The organism is Agrobacterium genomosp. 2 str. CFBP 5494 (assembly GCF_900013495.1).
GTDB lineage: Bacteria > Pseudomonadota > Alphaproteobacteria > Rhizobiales > Rhizobiaceae > Agrobacterium > Agrobacterium pusense.
This window is the reverse complement of sequence record NZ_LT009722.1, coordinates 165,354-181,459: the sequence shown is the minus strand read 5'-3', so window position 1 is coordinate 181,459 and position 16,106 is coordinate 165,354. Positions and strand designations below refer to the sequence as shown.

General features: G+C 59.1%; 16 protein-coding genes. 1 reads left to right on the top strand and 15 read right to left on the bottom strand.

Going from position 1 to position 16,106, the window contains the following annotated elements:
• Nucleotides 1–19: 19 nt before the first annotated feature.
• From AGR2A_RS28800 to AGR2A_RS28785, 4 genes are read right to left on the bottom strand one after another with little or no spacing between them, the layout of a single operon-like run.
• On the bottom strand, nt 20–439 hold the full coding sequence (locus AGR2A_RS28800) for a C-glycoside deglycosidase beta subunit domain-containing protein (protein ID WP_208617162.1): 420 nt from the start codon (nt 437–439) through the stop codon (nt 20–22).
• Between the two features lie 23 nt (nt 440–462).
• Nucleotides 463–1,230 carry an ATP-binding cassette domain-containing protein gene (locus tag AGR2A_RS28795; protein WP_003501878.1) on the bottom strand — a complete coding sequence of 256 codons (768 nt, stop codon included), beginning with the start codon at nt 1,228–1,230 and terminating at the stop codon, nt 463–465.
• Nucleotides 1,227–2,255, bottom strand: a complete 1,029-nt coding sequence (locus tag AGR2A_RS28790; RefSeq protein ID WP_003501880.1) for an ABC transporter permease — start codon at nt 2,253–2,255, stop codon at nt 1,227–1,229. Before AGR2A_RS28790 ends, AGR2A_RS28795 begins: the two co-directional genes overlap by 4 nt.
• A gap of 54 nt (nt 2,256–2,309) precedes the next feature.
• The gene (locus AGR2A_RS28785; protein WP_003501882.1) at nt 2,310–3,281 is read right to left on the bottom strand and encodes a sugar ABC transporter substrate-binding protein; all 972 of its coding nucleotides are present in this window, start codon (nt 3,279–3,281) and stop codon (nt 2,310–2,312) included.
• Nucleotides 3,282–3,476: 195 nt separating this feature from the next.
• On the opposite strand from AGR2A_RS28785, the gene AGR2A_RS28780 reads away from it, so the two are divergent.
• Entirely contained in the window at nt 3,477–4,739 is a 1,263-nt protein-coding gene (locus AGR2A_RS28780; RefSeq protein ID WP_052820753.1) for an ROK family protein, read from the top strand.
• Nucleotides 4,740–4,876: 137 nt separating this feature from the next.
• On the opposite strand, the gene AGR2A_RS28775 is transcribed toward AGR2A_RS28780, so the two are convergent.
• The 11 genes from AGR2A_RS28775 to AGR2A_RS28725 all read right to left on the bottom strand — a co-directional run bounded on the left by AGR2A_RS28775 (nt 4,877) and on the right by AGR2A_RS28725 (nt 16,048).
• Nucleotides 4,877–6,007, bottom strand: a complete 1,131-nt coding sequence (locus AGR2A_RS28775) for an alpha/beta hydrolase (protein WP_052820783.1) — start codon at nt 6,005–6,007, stop codon at nt 4,877–4,879.
• Nucleotides 6,008–6,069: 62 nt separating this feature from the next.
• A complete protein-coding gene (locus AGR2A_RS28770; protein ID WP_080823932.1) occupies nt 6,070–9,135 on the bottom strand; it encodes an efflux RND transporter permease subunit in 3,066 nt (1,021 codons plus the stop codon).
• Entirely contained in the window at nt 9,132–10,217 is a 1,086-nt protein-coding gene (locus AGR2A_RS28765) for an efflux RND transporter periplasmic adaptor subunit (protein WP_052820751.1), read from the bottom strand. The genes AGR2A_RS28770 and AGR2A_RS28765 overlap by 4 nt, the downstream gene beginning before the upstream one ends.
• Nucleotides 10,214–11,284, bottom strand: coding sequence for an efflux RND transporter periplasmic adaptor subunit (locus tag AGR2A_RS28760; RefSeq protein WP_052820750.1), 1,071 nt, complete (start codon nt 11,282–11,284; stop codon nt 10,214–10,216). Before AGR2A_RS28760 ends, AGR2A_RS28765 begins: the two co-directional genes overlap by 4 nt.
• Before the next feature lie 136 nt (nt 11,285–11,420).
• Nucleotides 11,421–11,825, bottom strand: a complete 405-nt coding sequence (locus tag AGR2A_RS28755; RefSeq protein ID WP_052820749.1) for a hypothetical protein — start codon at nt 11,823–11,825, stop codon at nt 11,421–11,423.
• A 132-nt stretch (nt 11,826–11,957) separates the two neighbouring features.
• Nucleotides 11,958–12,611 carry a DUF3313 domain-containing protein gene (locus AGR2A_RS28750; protein ID WP_052820748.1) on the bottom strand — a complete coding sequence of 218 codons (654 nt, stop codon included), beginning with the start codon at nt 12,609–12,611 and terminating at the stop codon, nt 11,958–11,960.
• Nucleotides 12,612–12,878: 267 nt separating this feature from the next.
• Complete coding sequence (locus AGR2A_RS28745; RefSeq protein WP_003501900.1) at nt 12,879–13,523, bottom strand: SH3 domain-containing protein; 645 nt, start codon at nt 13,521–13,523, stop codon at nt 12,879–12,881.
• An 83-nt stretch (nt 13,524–13,606) separates the two neighbouring features.
• Nucleotides 13,607–13,930 carry a hypothetical protein gene (locus AGR2A_RS28740; RefSeq protein ID WP_052820747.1) on the bottom strand — a complete coding sequence of 108 codons (324 nt, stop codon included), beginning with the start codon at nt 13,928–13,930 and terminating at the stop codon, nt 13,607–13,609.
• A 593-nt stretch (nt 13,931–14,523) separates the two neighbouring features.
• Nucleotides 14,524–14,994, bottom strand: coding sequence for a periplasmic heavy metal sensor (locus tag AGR2A_RS28735; protein WP_003501907.1), 471 nt, complete (start codon nt 14,992–14,994; stop codon nt 14,524–14,526).
• An 8-nt stretch (nt 14,995–15,002) separates the two neighbouring features.
• Nucleotides 15,003–15,473, bottom strand: a complete 471-nt coding sequence (locus tag AGR2A_RS28730; RefSeq protein ID WP_052820746.1) for a hypothetical protein — start codon at nt 15,471–15,473, stop codon at nt 15,003–15,005.
• A gap of 11 nt (nt 15,474–15,484) precedes the next feature.
• On the bottom strand, nt 15,485–16,048 hold the full coding sequence (locus tag AGR2A_RS28725; protein WP_234823805.1) for a sigma-70 family RNA polymerase sigma factor: 564 nt from the start codon (nt 16,046–16,048) through the stop codon (nt 15,485–15,487).
• Nucleotides 16,049–16,106 lie beyond the last annotated feature (58 nt).

Sequence of the window (16,106 nt, the reverse complement as noted above, 5' to 3'; positions counted from 1 at the left end):
TTAAGCCCTCCCGGCGGTCTCAGGCCGGCGCCGCAGTGGCCGACTTTTGCTCCGCCCCCTGGCCGGTTTTTACTCCGCCGTTGACAGAGACGTCGAAATCGACATCGATTCGATGCCTGCCTGCGCCGAGGCCGCGGCTTTGGACGTAGATTTCCGCCATCTCGCGCATATGCCACCAGATGTCGGCTATCGTCGGAAGCTTCTCGACGGCGATCCACTGTCCGCGCAGAACGAATCCCATCATTTTGGTGGGGACGTCTTCTCCATCGACCGCGACTGTCAGGCCTCGAATCCAGCCCAATGGATGCTCGGGATGGAGGAACTGGTTGCGTATCTCGAACCTGAAGTGATCGATGATGCCGTCGTCGTCGAGATCGACGTTGGCAATAGTCGACCCGAGCATCCCTTGCGGGATACAGTAAGCAGTGCCTGCTGGCATCTGATGTCCTCTCTTTTTCGCGTTTAACTAGTGGTCACCGCAGGCTGTGTCTTCGTTTCCGCACCCATGATGATGAGCGACAAGACCTGCTCCCGCGTCGCTTCTGCCGTATTGATCCGGCCGACCACGCGTCCTGCAGCCATGACCACCATGCGATCAGCCAGATCAAAGACATCGTCGATGTCGTGGCTGATGAGGATGATTCCCACACCCTTGCGCTTCAGCTGCTGGATGAGTTCCTTCACCATGGCAGTCTCACCTGGGCCGAGGGCTGCCGTCGGCTCGTCCATGATCAGGACGCGCGCGTTGAAGTAGACGGCGCGAGCGATGGCGATCGTCTGGCGCTGACCTCCAGACAGGTTCCGAACCGGCGTCTGCAGGTTTTTGAACCGGGGATTGATCTGGCCGCAGATCTCGACGGCATCCCGGACCATGGCCGGACGATCGTTGAAGATGCCGAACTTGCGTTTCTCACGGCCAAGGAACAGGTTGGCGACGGCGTCCAGATTGTCCGCGAGAGCGAGCGTCTGGTAGATCGTCTCGATGCCGAGTTCCTTCGCATCCTTGGGGCTGGAGATCGCCTTCTCTTCGCCACCCACGAGAATCCGACCGCTATCGGCGACGTAGGCGCCCGACAGGATACGGATGAGGGTCGATTTGCCGGCGCCGTTGTGTCCGAGCAAGCCGACGACTTCCCCCGGATAGACGGTCAGCGATGCGTCGTCGACCGCTTGAACGCCGCCGAAGGCCTTGCTGATGCCTTGGAGTTCGATCAAAGGCTGGTTGGTCATGGCTGCTCTCCCGAAAGGCGGCGCCGCTGCATGGAGCGCTTGTCCAGCTTGAGCAGCAGCCTGGTGGATTCGATGTCGAGTACGAGGGCGAGGAGAATGAGCAGGCCCTGGACGACGATCTGATAGTTGGCATTCACGCCCAGCAGATTCATGCCATTGCTGATCATGCCGAGAATGAGGCAGCCGAAGACGGTTCCAATCATATTCGCCCGACCGCCAAGAAGCGGCGTTCCTCCGATAACCACCGCAGTGATGACCAGGAGAAGAAGGTTGGAGCCTGCCGCAATTTGGGCCGATGCGGAGCGAGCGGTCAGGAGTACGCCACCGACAGCGAAGCATGCTCCTGCGATCATGAAGACTTTCAGGCGCAGACGCTCGATGTTGATGCCGGCGACACGCACCGCTTCCGGGTTGCCGCCGAGAGCTATGACGTGCTGACCGAACACGGTCTTGGTGGCTATGACGTAAAAAACAACCACCACGGGGATCAAAAGGAGCACCGGCAGAGGCACGGGACCAATCCGGGTGCGCGAGATGGCGAGGAATTCCGGCGGAAGATTCGACACGGGCACCAGGTTGGAGATGATGTACAGGGTTCCCGTAAAGAGAGCCCCGGTAGCCAGCGTCACGATAAACGACGGCAGGTTGAACCTGGAGACGAGCGCGGCATTGAGCGCGCCGCACGCGGCACCCAGAACGATGCCTGCCATGATTGCCAGTTCGACAGGGATTCCATACTGCGTCATGAGCTTGGCCATGACGACGCCCACCAGCGCAACCACGCCGCCAAGGGAAAGGTCGATTTCGCCAGTGGCCAAGACGAGCGTGTAGCCCAAGGCGACCACCGTCATCACGACGATCTGCTCCAACAAGGCCACAAGGTTCTGCTGAAGAAGAAAATACGGCGAAGTGAGGGACAGCGCGATCGCCAAGATGATGGAGAATAGCACTGCCTTGTTCAGGAGCAGGACGCGGCGCAGTGCCGTGACACCTCCGTGCTCCGCTAAAGGTTTTGAATCGGTCATGTCAACCTCAGGAATAGGGGGGCCCGCGGCGTGCCGCCACGGGCGCAGGTCATATTACTTGCTCTGTTTGGCGAGGAAATCGTCGACGTTGGAAGAGTCGACGGCATAGACCGGGTCGAGGTAATAGGTCTTTTCTTTAAACGAACCATCGACCATGCCGAGCGCGACGTCGATCATCTGGCCGTTGTCGCCGATGCTGGTCCCGACCGTCAGGGCCTGAGTTCCGGCCTTGACGCGCTCGAGAGCGTCGGGAGCGAGATCGTAGCCGGACACGAGAACGTCCGAGCGATTTCCCGAGATGAGCGTATTCGATACGCCGAGCGCCATGATATCATTGGCGGCGGCGATGTAGTTGATGTCGGGATGTGCGAGCAGCCAGTCCTGTGAAAGGTTCTGAGCGGTTGCGGTCAGCCAGTTGCCGTATCCTTCGGCAATGATCTTGATGCGATCCGGATGTTTTTCCGCGAAGGCCTTGATGGCGTCGATACGCAGAAGCTGCGCGGTCTGCGCCGGGGCGCCGTAAATGACGCCGACGTTCAAATTGACCTTCGGGTTGGCGTCGAGATATTTTTGAATCCAGTCCGTCGTCGCCTTCGAGTAACGGTTTTCATCGTTACCGTAGTAGGCAACGTCCGTCGTCGCAGCGACGGGATCGCTCGGGCGCTTGTCGAGGATCTTTACGCCCGCATCCTTCGCCGCCTGGGCAGCCGGCTGCGACCCAACGGCGTCAACGGCGCTGAAGATCAGGACGTCCGGCTTCTTAATGAGGGCGGTTTGCACGTCGGAGATTTGCTTGTCGACACTCGACTGGGCGTCGTAGACCTCCAGGTCGATCTTGACGTCCTTACGGGTCGAATTCAGTTCGTCGACGCGTTTCTTCATCGCCTGGAGAACTGCGTTCTGTGTGTCGTCCAAAACGTCCACGCTGTAGGCGATCTTGACTGTCTTTGCGTCCTGCGCGTTGGCCGTCGCGGAAAGGGCGACGACTCCAATGGCGAGCGCGGACAGGGTTGCTTTCATATTCATAGGTAACCTCCTCCTGGTCGTCGCTCAGTGGCGACGGAAACCATCATCCATGACAACGAATGCCACCGCTCACTCCTCTTTAGCATGTGGCATGCATACTTCTGCATATTATTTGCTAAAGTGCAAGGGAAGTTGCGTTCCGAAAACATAAATGCAAAAGTTAGAGGTGAAACTTGATTGAAAACGGCAGGTAGCATGCGACAGTTAGTTGGCGACGTGGACAGTCTCAGCATTGTTCTCGACCTCGTCCGGAATGGCGAGGCGACGGACCGACCGGAGCTCCAGAGAGTGACAGGCCTGGGTCGCGGTCTCATCAGCGACCGGGTGAATCAGCTCCTGGAATCGGAGATCATCGTTGACGGGGAAGCTGGCGTCTCGAGAGGCGGGCGGGCAGCGCGCGAACTTCGATTGAATGCTGGTGCGGGCGCGATCTTGGTTGGATTTGCAAACCTCACACACTTCCACGTGGGTGTGGCCGACCTCGCGGGACAGCTCTTGTCCACCCGCAGCCGTCCCAGCGATTTTTCCGCCGGCCCGCGCGACGCCTTCGCATTCGCGCAGTCGAGCTGGGAATCGATGCTCGCCGAACTCGAAATCGGGCGGGAAAAGGTATGGGGCGTCGGCGTAGGGCTGCCTGCGCACAGCAACCTTGAGACCGCCACCTTGATTGACTCGCCATCTCTCCCGACGAGCTGGATCGGCTATCCGGTGCGAGAGAGGCTGGCCTCGATATTCGACGCACCGGTGTGGCTGGACACGAGCGACAACATGTTGGCCTTGGCCGAGATGAGGACCGGGGTAGCGAAGGGCCAGCGCGACTTCATTTATCTGAATGCGGATCTCGCCATCGGATGCGGTGTTGTCAGCGACTCCAGGGTGATGCGCGGCGCGCAAGGCGCTGCGGGAAACATTGGTCACATTACGGTGGGTGGCGATGAACTTTGCAGATGCGGGCGACGCGGTTGCTTGGAAGCGGTAGCGGGTGGGGAGGCACTGCTCAGAGCGGCGGGCTCCGCGGGCAGAAGTGGCGAGAGTGCGTATTTCGCGCGGCTCCAGGAAGAGGGGACGCCCCTGCAGGTGGGTCACCTCGCAGAAGGCGTCAGATATGGTGACGAAACCTCGCAGCGCCTTGTTGCAATGTCAGGCATGACGATCGGAAGAGCTCTCGGCGCGACCATCAACGTTTTGAACCCCGCGGTCATCGTAGCCGGTGGTGCGCTGCCCCAGCTGGGCGATCTGTTTCTCGCCTCAATGCGCCAATCGATCTATGGCCACGCGCTTCCATTCGTAACCCGCGATCTCGGAATTGTTGTTGTCCAACAGACCGAGGGCTCGGGCCTCGTAGGGGCTGCACAGATGGTAATCGATCAGATCTTCTTGCCGCGTTGTCTTGCGAAATGGATTTCGGTTGGCCAGCCGACCTCAGCCGTTCACCGCTTAGGAGAGGCGTCCAATTAAAAAACCTCAATCCAAACAGAGTGAGTGGCTGCCAGCCGACCGCTTGAGTCACGCCTGGCCTGATGCTCATCGAAGTCAGTGGTTTCACCCGGCAGGAAGAGGGTTGATACGATGGTTCCGTCGGTGTCTTGAGTCCATCACTGCCGGGCGATCTGCCCGGCGAGCCGGAACGGAGTAGCGACCGCCGCGCCCGCCGCGTCGAAAACGAAAGCGCCAACGTTCCCACCGTTGCGTGCTCGCGCTTCGGCCTTTTCAAGTTCGCCGCCAAAGCGGGCGAGTGTTGCATACCGGTCGTGACCTAGGCCGTCGCTTGCCTCGACGGACGAGATATCGATGACCGAAACGTTCGCCTTTATTGCCGCATCCCTTATTTGCGGATCGGCTATGTCTACGAGACCAACACGGGGTCGTTCACCGCCCACCAGGCTCGACACGGATAACGCGCGGTCAGTCTTCGAAACAAGAAGTGTAATTGGGTTCTTCAGTCGACCTATGTCGAGGAGTTGTGCCCGGAACACATCGACGTCGATGTCCGGGGCCGCCAGGACAATTTGCAGCTTTCCGAGAACATCATCACGGCCTTCGAGCTTGAGCTGTCTTACCGCTTCCATAGACAGGAAGCCGCCCATGCTGTGACCGAACAGGATGATGCGCTTGACCTTCGGTGCTTTGGCAAGAACCGTCAGAACGCGCTCGAGCTCTGTCCTTGAATAAAGTGCCGCATCCCGGTCGGTGACGTATCCGGTCACGCTTGCTGCGGATGGCCAAGAGAACAGGATCGGGCTGATAGTACTGGCATCAGCAGCCATTTGTGCCGCCCTGAACAAGGCTTCCTGATACCGGTAGTTATATCCGTGAACGAAAAGAGCGACGGAGCCATCGGAGGTCGCCGCACGACCTGCGGCCTCAACCCACGACGCTTCGGTCAGTTGATCCCGTCCGGTGACCAAAAAATCCCGTCGTGTGTCCGGAGTACTGGACGGGTACCTGATGGCCGCGACCGTCCGTTCGCGCGGCACCGAGAAGTCGTAGCGTTCGTATGTCAGGTTCCCTGCCCAGTTGCTGCCGAAGCCACCGTCCTTTTCGACCTTGTTCCGGTTGGTGACGGCGAGGAGACTGACTTTCTGGCCCATATTCTGGCCTATCGAGACGGGCTCGAGGACCGTTGCTGACGGCCGCGATGCACATCCCGACAAAGAAGCAATCAAAGCTAAAAACACAAGCCTGCCGGATGACCGACTGAGAATGACAAAAAGCGATACGGGCATGAATGGATCCAACCGGTTGAGTTTTTTACGGGGCGCTTTCAACGCGCCAGTTTATACAAGGGTCACGCCGAGACGGTTGACACGTCTGCATCCTGGGCAGGTATCCGGAACCAGGCGATGTAGAGAGCCGGGAGGAACAGGAGCGTCAGGACCGTGCCCACAACGATCCCTCCCATCATGGCGTAAGCCATTGGTCCCCAGAATACCTCCCGCGAGATCGGTATGAGCGCGAGAGTGGCGGCCGCCGCCGTCAAAAGTATCGGGCGCATCCGGTGTTCGGTCGCTTCGAAGACGGCCTGCCACGGCGCGACGCCCTCGCTCCTCAGATGCTCGATCTGCACAACAAGAATAACCGAGTTTCGGATGAGGATGCCAATCAAGGCAAGCACGCCGAGGATCGCGACGAAGCCCATAGGCGCATTGCTAAGCAAGAGCGCCGCGACCACCCCGATCACGGCGGTCGGCGCGACGGCGAACACCAGGAAGAGACGGCTGAAGCTTTGAAGCTGGATCATAAGGATTGTCACCATTGTAAACAGCATCAGCGGCGCAACGGCGATGATGGGAGCCTGCGAGTCCGCGCTCGATTCCACCGAACCGCCGATCTCGACCTTGTAACCCACTGGAAGGGCGTCGGTGAACTTCTGCACGTCAGGTTTAAGCTGTTCGACAATGGTTGCCGGTTGTGTCGGTCCGACGACGGCGGCCTTTATGGTGACCGTCGGGATGCGGTCTCTTCGCGCGATCTTCGGTTGTTCGAGTTCGTAGCGGAATTTCGCAACGGCGGACAGCGGCACAGATTTGCCGTCCGCCCCCGGAAGCTGGAGATTGCGCAGCGTCTCGATCGATCCACGCTCGGCGTCTTCGGCCCGGCCGATGGCATCGATCAGATAGATGTCGTCGCGGATCTGGGTGATGGAAGTCCCTTGGACGACACTGTTCAGCACGTTCGCGATATCCTCGGACGACACGCCGAGCTGACGCGCTTTGTCCTGAAGAACGTCCACCTTCACGACACGCGTCGGCTCGTTCCAGTCATAGGTCATGTTAGACAGTAGCGGCTGGCGGTTGATCACCGCGCCGAATTTCAGCGCAAGATCGCGAACCCCCTGGATGTCGGGGCCACTGAGGCGGTACTGCACTGGCTTGCCGACGGGCGGACCAATGTCCAGCAGTTTGACGAAGGCATCGGTCCCCGGGAACGTCTTCGCAAGATAGGCCTGAAGATCCTTACGCAACCTGTCGCGCGAGTCGAGATCCTTGGCGACGATAACGATCTGTCCGAACCAGACAGCCGGCGTCTGCACGTCGTAGGAGAGGATGAAGCGTGGCGCACCTTCGCCGACATGGGTCGACCAATGGTCGATGTCGGTATTGCCTGTGAGCTTCTCGCGCTCAAACTTCGCCATCTGCCGGTCGGTCTCGGCAATCGTGCTGTTTTGGGGCATGCTCCAGTCCACAATGAGTTCTAAGCGGTCGGAAGCCGGAAAGAACTGCTGCTGTACAAGGCCGAGACCGCCAAGCGACAGTGCGAAGACAACCACTGTGGCGATGATCGTGATCCAACGCCAGCGCATGGCAATGCCCAGGAGCCAGGCAAAACCGCGCGCAACGCGGCCCTTCTGATCATGGTGAGATTTCATGGTTTTCGGCAGGATTGTCACGCCCAGCAGGGGGGTGAATAACACTGCCACCACCCAGGAAGCGACAAGCGAAACGGCAATCACGACAAACAGGGTGAAGGTAAACTCGCCCGCCGCGCTGCTGTTGAGGCCGATCGGGATGAAGCCGGCGACAGTAACGAGCGTACCCGTCAGCATCGGGAATGCGGTCGAGGTGTATACATGGGTCGCAGCCGTGCGCAGATCGTCGCCCACTTCAAGCCGCGCAACCATCATCTCGACTGCGATCATAGCATCGTCCACGAGAAGTCCGAGCGCGATGATCAACGCGCCCAGCGAGATGCGCTGAAGTGAAATGCCAGTGTATTCCATGACGACAAAGGTGATGGCCAGAACGAGCGGAATCGAGATCGCCACCACGAGACCGGCCCGAAAGCCAAGGCTGATGAAGCTGATCGCGAGAACGATTGCGATGGCTTCGAACAGGGCTCGGGTAAAGCCGGAAACCGCTTCTTCCACGACAGCCGGCTGGTCGGAAACCCGTTCGACTGTCACGCCGATCGGGAGATCGGCGACGACGCGCGTCATAGCCTCGTCCAGCGCCTCACCAAACGTCGTGAGATTGGCACCGGGGGTCATGCCGACGGCAAGGCCAATCGCCGGCTCGCCCTTGAAGCGAAACAGCGACGTCGGTGGATCGACGTAGCCCCGCTTTATCGTCGCAATGTCGGTCAATGGGAAAAAGCGGTCGTTGACCCGAAGATTGATCGCCTTGAGACTGTCCTCCGACGTGAACTGGCCGCTAACCCGAATTGCGATCCGTTCCGGCCCTGCGTCGACGAAGCCGGACTGGGCGACGGCGTTCTGCGCCTGCAGCGTCTCGATGACGGACTGCTGATCGATGCCAAGCGCGGCGATTCTGCGGGTCGAGAACTCGAGATACACGACCTCGTCCTGCGCTCCGATAATGTTGATCTTGCCGGCGTTGGGGACGTTCAGCAGTTTCACGCGCGTGTCTTCCACAAGATCCCTCAGCTGCCGCTGCGTCAGGCCGTCAGAGGTGAACGCGAAAACGTTGCCATACACATCGCCGAAGCTATCGTTGAAGAACGGACCCACTACACCACTCGGGAAGTCGCCCTTGATGTCGTCGATCATATTGCGGACGCGTACCCAGTTGCCTGCCACGTCCTTCGCCTTGGTGGTCGGTAGAAGGTCGACATAGACCGTCGCCTGTCCTGCAATCGTCTCGCTGCGTGTGAAGTCGAGGGCGTCGAGCTCCTCGAGCTTCTTCTCGATCCTGTCGGTGACCTGCCGCGTGACCTCTTCTGCGGATGCACCGGGCCACCGCACATTGATGATCATCGTCTTGACGGTGAAATTCGGGTCTTCCTCGCGCCCGAGATTCAAGTAGGAAAAGGCGCCAGCAAGACTAAAGACGATCATGAAGTACCAGACGAGCGAGCGGTGCTCGAGGGCCCACTCCGAGAGGTTGAAAGGTTTCAAATCACGGACTCCTGATCGATACGGACGGTCTGACCGTCTTCAAGCGTGTTGACGCCGGCGGTGACGACGCGGTCGCCGGGGTTGATTCCTTCGGTTACAGTCACAGTGCCACCCACGACCAACGGCTCGGCGATGGTCACCGAACGCGACGACACCTTTCCGGTCGGGACGTCGATGATCCAGACAAATGCATTTGCTCCGTCCACTCGCACAGCAGATGAAGGCAGTCGGATGAGCGGTGTTTCACCACTGCTGGTACTGGCCGTTATGACTGCTCCAAGTCGGAGCGCTTCCGGTGGATTGACGAGGGTCAGCCGTGTCCGCCGAGTGCGGGTTGTGTCCTCCGCTTCGGGTGCGATCTCGCGGACCAGCCCCTTGGCGTGGATCGCTGGGTCGAGTTGCAGGGCGACATCGAATTCCGCTCCAGGCTTCAGTAACACACCTGCAGCTTCGGGAACGTCGAGTACGGCATCGCGCTCATCCGGCTGCGCCAGGGTGACAACAGTCTGACCGGCGGAGACCACCTGACCGACGTCGGCGGAAGTTGCGGTGACAAGACCGTCGAATTCGGCAACAAGGCGCGCGTAGCCAAGCTGCTCCTTGGCCTTGTCCAAATTGGCCTGTGCCTTATTGACATTGGCTTCGGCGGTCTCACGTTCCTGTTGCGCGGTCTCGAACGTGGCCTTCGTCCCGCTTCGCCTCTCGAACAGGGTGCGTTGCCGACCCTCGTTGATGCGGGCGTTGACAAGTTGCGCCTGGCTGTTGGAGAGGTCAGACTGCGCGCTGCTGACTGCTAGCTCGAGCGCCAGCGGGTCAATAGTCGCCAGAACATCGCCCTTCTTCACGAAGTCCCCGACCAGCACCTTGCGGGTGACGATGCGACCGAGAATGCGGAAACCGAACTCGGTCTGCACCCGTGCTTCTACCGTGCCCGGCAGCGAGAACGCCGCCGATGGGGACGGCTCTGCGATCTGGAAAAGAACGGGTCGCGGTTGCACAATTGCGGTTTTTTCTTCCTTCTCACACGCCGACAAAAGCGCCAGGGTCGAAAGCAGCACCGATAGCTGAAGAACTCTCTTCATGGCGTCGCTCCTTCGAAAGTCACGACGTCGCCGTCACTCAGAAACTTGGTGCCGTTGGAAACAACCACGTCGTTTGCGTTCAGACCAGATCCCACAGAAAATCGTTCGACGGCGTAGCTGGTGACACCCACGGGATGAAGTGACACCGCCCGGGTGTTTGGGTCGACAAGCCAGACGGCGGGACGTCCATCTGAGGATGCCATGGACGACCAGGGCAGCTCGATCACCGTTTGTGGCTTGTATCTGGCAGTCACGACGACACTGCTGCCGAGCGGTGCATCAAGCCCACCTTCAAGACCAAGCTTGACCCGGATGGTTCCCGTCGTCGTGTCAAGGCTGGGTGAGACCTCGCGCACTCTTGCCTTGTACGTCCCGCCGCCGGACAAAAGCCTGACCTCAGCCACGTCTTCGACCCCGCGACCGAGCAAAGCGGCCTCATCAATATTGATAACGGCATCCCGCGGGCCGTCATAGGCGAGCGAAACAATTGCTTGAGCAGCTTGCACGACCTGACCGACCTCAGCATTGCGAGCCGTGATGATGCCGTCGGCCTCTGATTTCAGGACCGTTTGCTGCAATGTATCCTTCGCTGTATCCACCTGGGCCTCCGCCGACCGGACGGTGGCCTGTGCGGTGAGAAGGGCCTCACGCGCGCTGTCGACTGCGGCCTGGGTCGTCACGGAAGTAGCGATCAGGCTTTGCTGACGGGTATATGACAGTTGTGCCTGGGTCCTCTGCGCCTGTGCGGACCGGAGGTTTGCCAAAGCCACCTGCAGATCGGCCTTTTGCTCTTTGTCATCGATACGCGCGAGAACCTGCCCGGCCTTCACGTGGTCGCCGACGTCCACCATCCGCTCCGCAATTCGTCCGCCGACACGAAAGGAAAGGTCGGCCTGGATGCGTGCGCTGATTTTGCCGGAGGTCGAGGTGGTACCGGAAACTTCCGTCGCCTCAATGACGATCGTCTCGACGTATCGCGCCTCCTTGGGCACAGGCTGTTCCGCGGGAGCGCAAGCTGTTAGCAGTGCGAGCGATATCGCCGGACTGATGCGCGTTAGTAGGGCCATGATACGCTTCTCTTGGTGTTCGAACCCTCGGGACGAGTTCTGAAAGGTGTGGTGGCGGAGCTGGAATTGGCGCGGTCTGGGTATAGCGAGCCTATGGGCCGACCGGGCTGAGACACGCGCCACGAACCTCGCCATTTCAAGACGCGCCAAAGCACGCCGCACCCTCCGGTGAGTAAGGCGACTTTTTCTTGCGCGCCGCATTTTGGGTCACGAAGGACGCAACAAGCGCCGCCAGCCCGACGACAGACTGGACCGATCCGGCGTATTCGGCGGCGACGAGATGCGCCGAGAGAGCCAGCAACACATAATAGAGCATGCCGAGATAGGCGAGGTCACTCAGGAAGACACTAATCCGCGCGAGGATCATCGCGGGACCCACAAGCTTCACGGCCGTCAGGATTGTCGGGAGATATGCCGGGTAGACCAATGCCCCGTCAACCTGGCTGAAGGTGTCGCCTTGAACCATAGAGAAGATCGTCGCAACAGGGTAAATTACGCACAACATCGCTGTGCTAACCCAGTAGATGTATTTACGAACCATTATGGGTTCCCTCTTTATGCAAAAGTTAGTTTGTGAGGCCGGCAATCTTTAGCCCACCGAGTTTTCTTGTTTTGACGCCAGGACGCCGCCGGCCGCTTTGGGCGAAGCGAAAGAGGCAATTGGCATCCACAGCTATCTGGATGTGCCGGCCAGTTCGTTGCCCAGCTGGTCTGCCGCTGAGCGTACTCCGGCCCTCGCCGCGTCGAGCCCCCGGAAATTGGCGGTGATGTCGAGCGCGTTGGCGCTCCTGCTCGCAACATGGGCGTAGAGCAGGGAGCCGGTTTCAGCGTCCTCGATCTCGACAGCATAGGAAACCCAGCCTGAGAACGTGCCGCGGCCGCCAATTGCCTGAGCGCCGGCATTGACAACGAGCCCGCCCGGGAAAACATGCGAGACGGTGGATAGCACCGGTGTGCTTGCTTCCGCACCGGTCAGGGTCAGCCTGGCGCGTAACGTACCTGGCCCCGCCTGCGCTACGGGCTGAAAGCGTCGGCCAAGAACCTTGGAGAATTCCTGATGCATGTAGCTGGCGAGTGCCTGCTTATCTGTGGCGGACATCTTGCCAAACTGTGCGTCGGGCCCTGCGTAGATCATCGTGGGAGGAATAATGACGCGACTGTAGGCGGCGAAATTCGCATCCGGCCGACGGTACGCGTAGGGCCTCATCTTGTCCGAGGTCGGGCGTAGATATGCCGACGAAGACAGCGCTTGAGACGGTGGCGGCGTGGTTGCACAGGCGGTGACGGAGAGCGCCATCGCCGAGGTCGCCAGACCGCGCGCCCACATTGACAGTGTACCGGAAGGTCCGCTCCGGGCAGTCTTGGACAGACCGGAAGTCGGGGGGCGACTAATTGGGCGATGATCCAAAGTTGATCTCCTGTGCATGGTGCGTTGTTACGGTGTTTCTGCACCGGCAGGCTGGTCCACACCTTTTTGACCGAAGATGCCGAGGCGGTGAACCGCCTCAGCCTATCCGACGTCATGGCTGACGGTCCGGATTTGAACGGGAACGGCGTGCGCTTTCCTGCAACTGGCCACCCTGAAAGGTTCGCCTTAACGCTCTATGACGCCCCTGCGAAACTCAACTCCGCCACCAGGCCGCCGCATGACGGCACCACCGGCGCACCGTTCCGGTCCGCAAACTCCCCGCGCGGCCGCACCGCCGCCATTGGGACCGCGCACGACGCCGGAACCACCACAGGCCGGGCCTACACACCCTCCCCGCGCGGCCGCACCGCCGCCGTAAGGACCACGCACAGCGGCAGCGCGGCCACCTGGGGCATAATAGCTGTTCCACTGCCCGTGCCATGGTTGGCTGGCATAGTGGTTGTTCCAATAGGCTTGGTTAAACGCAACAACAGTCAAGCCGATCGCCGGAATGAGTGCCGGTGATATTGCGACCGTTTGACCCTGATAGTAGATGCTGACATAGTTCGAGGAGACCCAGCCGCGCGCACCACCCCACGACACATCGCACCAGGAGGCTGCGTCGAGGCACCCATAAACGGTAAGAGCTGCACTTGGCGGCATCGCGGTAACCACGGGATACCATGTTCCAGGCCCCGCCCTCAGATTGACGCTTGTGACCGTGGCTCCTCTTGCTGCCGCCAACGCCGGGCCTGACATTGCGGCCATCAGAATCGCTGCAAATGCACTCAGGATGATGCGGCGCATAAGCCAAATACGCGTTTTGTTCATTACTTTTTCCTTTTGAGGTGGTCGGGACTTTCCGAGCCTAGGCGTTGGGAAACTCGACCGATAAGGTCATTTCGCTCAGGTATTTAAAGGTTGATGCCGCTCCAACGACCTTCCTCCGGGCCTTCAGCCTCGGAAGCGTCGGAGTCGTCAAAGCGGTAGCTGCTGACACATTTCGTTGTCGAAGCCACCTCGTCGGACATGCACAACTCATATCCGTCCTCGTCAGCCTGGAGCGTTACGCAGAAAGCATCCCGCTTTCCGTCTTCGGTCGAGAGACAAAACTCCTCCGAGGGCTCCTGCACCCATGGGGTTGTCTCCCATGGAACTTTGGAAGCTTGCTCGTGAGCCATTCCAGCAACAGGGCCAGACATGCTCAGAAGTAACCCCAGGGCAAATTTTGAAAACATCAGCAGTCCTCCGAAATCGATGAAGTGCTACTGATACGGTGCCCGATGCCCGATGCGACATGGATGGTTGGATTTTTTTGCACGCAACGCCGTCAATGGGGGGAGCTAAAGGCCTGGGATTCTGCGACGAACAGCAATGTACCGCTCGACAAAACAGGGGAAGATGGGCTGGCTCCGAAACAGTATCGATTGCCGACCAATTTTGCCTTTGGAGCTACCGAAACTCATTGAGAATCAAGACGTCAAATTATGCTGATAGCGATGAAATTACCTTGTTTGCCAAGGTATTTTACCTCTATCGGACCCGGCGTCGACGGCCGCTTTGCAATTGCGTTCATTGAGCGCCCCGCCCCCATGCATTAGGCTTGGAGAGTGACGTGGGATACGCTCAGGAGATGGCACCGCCGCTTCGGGCTAGCGCGTGCCACTTCTTCATGGTCCAGTCGCGTTGTTTCACCTGATAGAGTTCACAGCGAGCCAGATAGCGGGGAACGTGGAATGCCTCGAACCAGGATTCCTCGACACGTTCGCGGAGCGCACTTCCGAAGGAAAAGACCGGATATCGGCTTGGTCTCGCGCTCGACCACTACCCGTTACGGCACGCGCATTATCCCCTTTGCCTTTTGATCGGCAACCACCCTGCGCCTGCCTTCGGGGGAAACTACACCCACCGCATCAACCAATGGACGCCCAATTGCATCCATGAATTCCGTCCACGCAGTCTGCGTTGCGTTAAGTGCCGTGAGGGTTGCGGCTGGATCAAATGGATCCGCCGAGACCTGCTTCAACATTTCTTGCCGAGCCTGGATAAGTTTCTCGACTGTTTGCGCGTATCGCGGTTTTTCCTTGAGGAGAGTCTCTCGGAAAATTTTGGCGTCTGAAGGAGGGAGGTTTGCTTCCGCAACAGCCAGTATGCGGGCCAGAGGATCATCACCACTCGGAACAGGTGGTTGTGAACGCAGCATCTGCCCTCCCCAAAAAGCGACAAGGAACAAATTCAACGCGAGCGATACGCCGAGGATAATTCGCATCCATTTTTGTCTGCCTGCCTGTTCGTGAACCATGTTCCTGCTCATTCCATGAAAATAGGGATTGACGCGACCTGAAGGGTTGAGACCAGATCGTTGGAGGCGGGTACACCCGGAAAATGCATTCCAATGAAAAGACCTGCAACCACCGCGATTCCACCGCTAGAGGCAAACCCGACCCAATTCAGATCCGGCCACAGTCCGCGAACATACGCAAAAAAACGTCCGGGCAGAAGGTAAAGTCCAGGTCGCTTAACCGCTATGCGCGCAGCGACGTTCGTTCTCAAGCGCAACAAGGCAGCGTTGCGCTCGTCAGCTGGCCACAAGGAGGTTTCCCGATGCCAGGGCGCAGCACTGATCGCATCATCAAGTTTGCATTCCTCTGCAAGAACAGCTCGAGCCTCTTTCGAGACTTCCAGCAGAGCCAGAGCATCGCCCCGTACCTCGATGGGCCACAGATCAAAATTCGCACCGTAACTTCGCGCGAGTGACGTAAAACGTTCGATCGACAACATGTCTATTCTCCCTATTTATCATGCTCTGCCAGCAACCATTCACGCAAAGTGGTTCTCGCGCGTGCAAGCAGACGCTCTATCGCCTTGGCTGACAATCCAAGAATGCGCCCCGCCTCCGCGCCGGAAACCCCTTTTTCGTAGACGAGCATCATCGCGGCCTGCTGACGAGGAGGCAGCGCACGGAGAGCCGCAGCAACGGCAGCATCGCGCTCGGCTTTTGCCAATATCTCATCCGCCAATGCACCAGGATCGACAGCGTCGAAGTTATCAGGAAGTGATACCGCTTCTCTGCGACGGCGCCGGTCGATAGAGAGATTGACGACGATCTGGTAGAGCCATGTTCTCAAGCGGGCGCGTTCTGGATCAAAACGACTGGCCTGATGCCATAGCTTGACCATCGCATCCTGGGCGACGTCCTCAGCATCACGAATATTTAGGGTCAAACGGCTTGCCACACTCAGGGCAAACGAACCGTGACGCATGACAATTTCGTCGAAAGCTCTCCGGTCTCCCTGCGCAGACCAGTACAGAAGCTCCCCATCAGAAGTCTCATTATAGGCCCGGGGTTTGACCATGCCCCTCCCCAGACTCCGCTTGATCAAGAATACGAGCGCGACCCATCTAAACTCCATC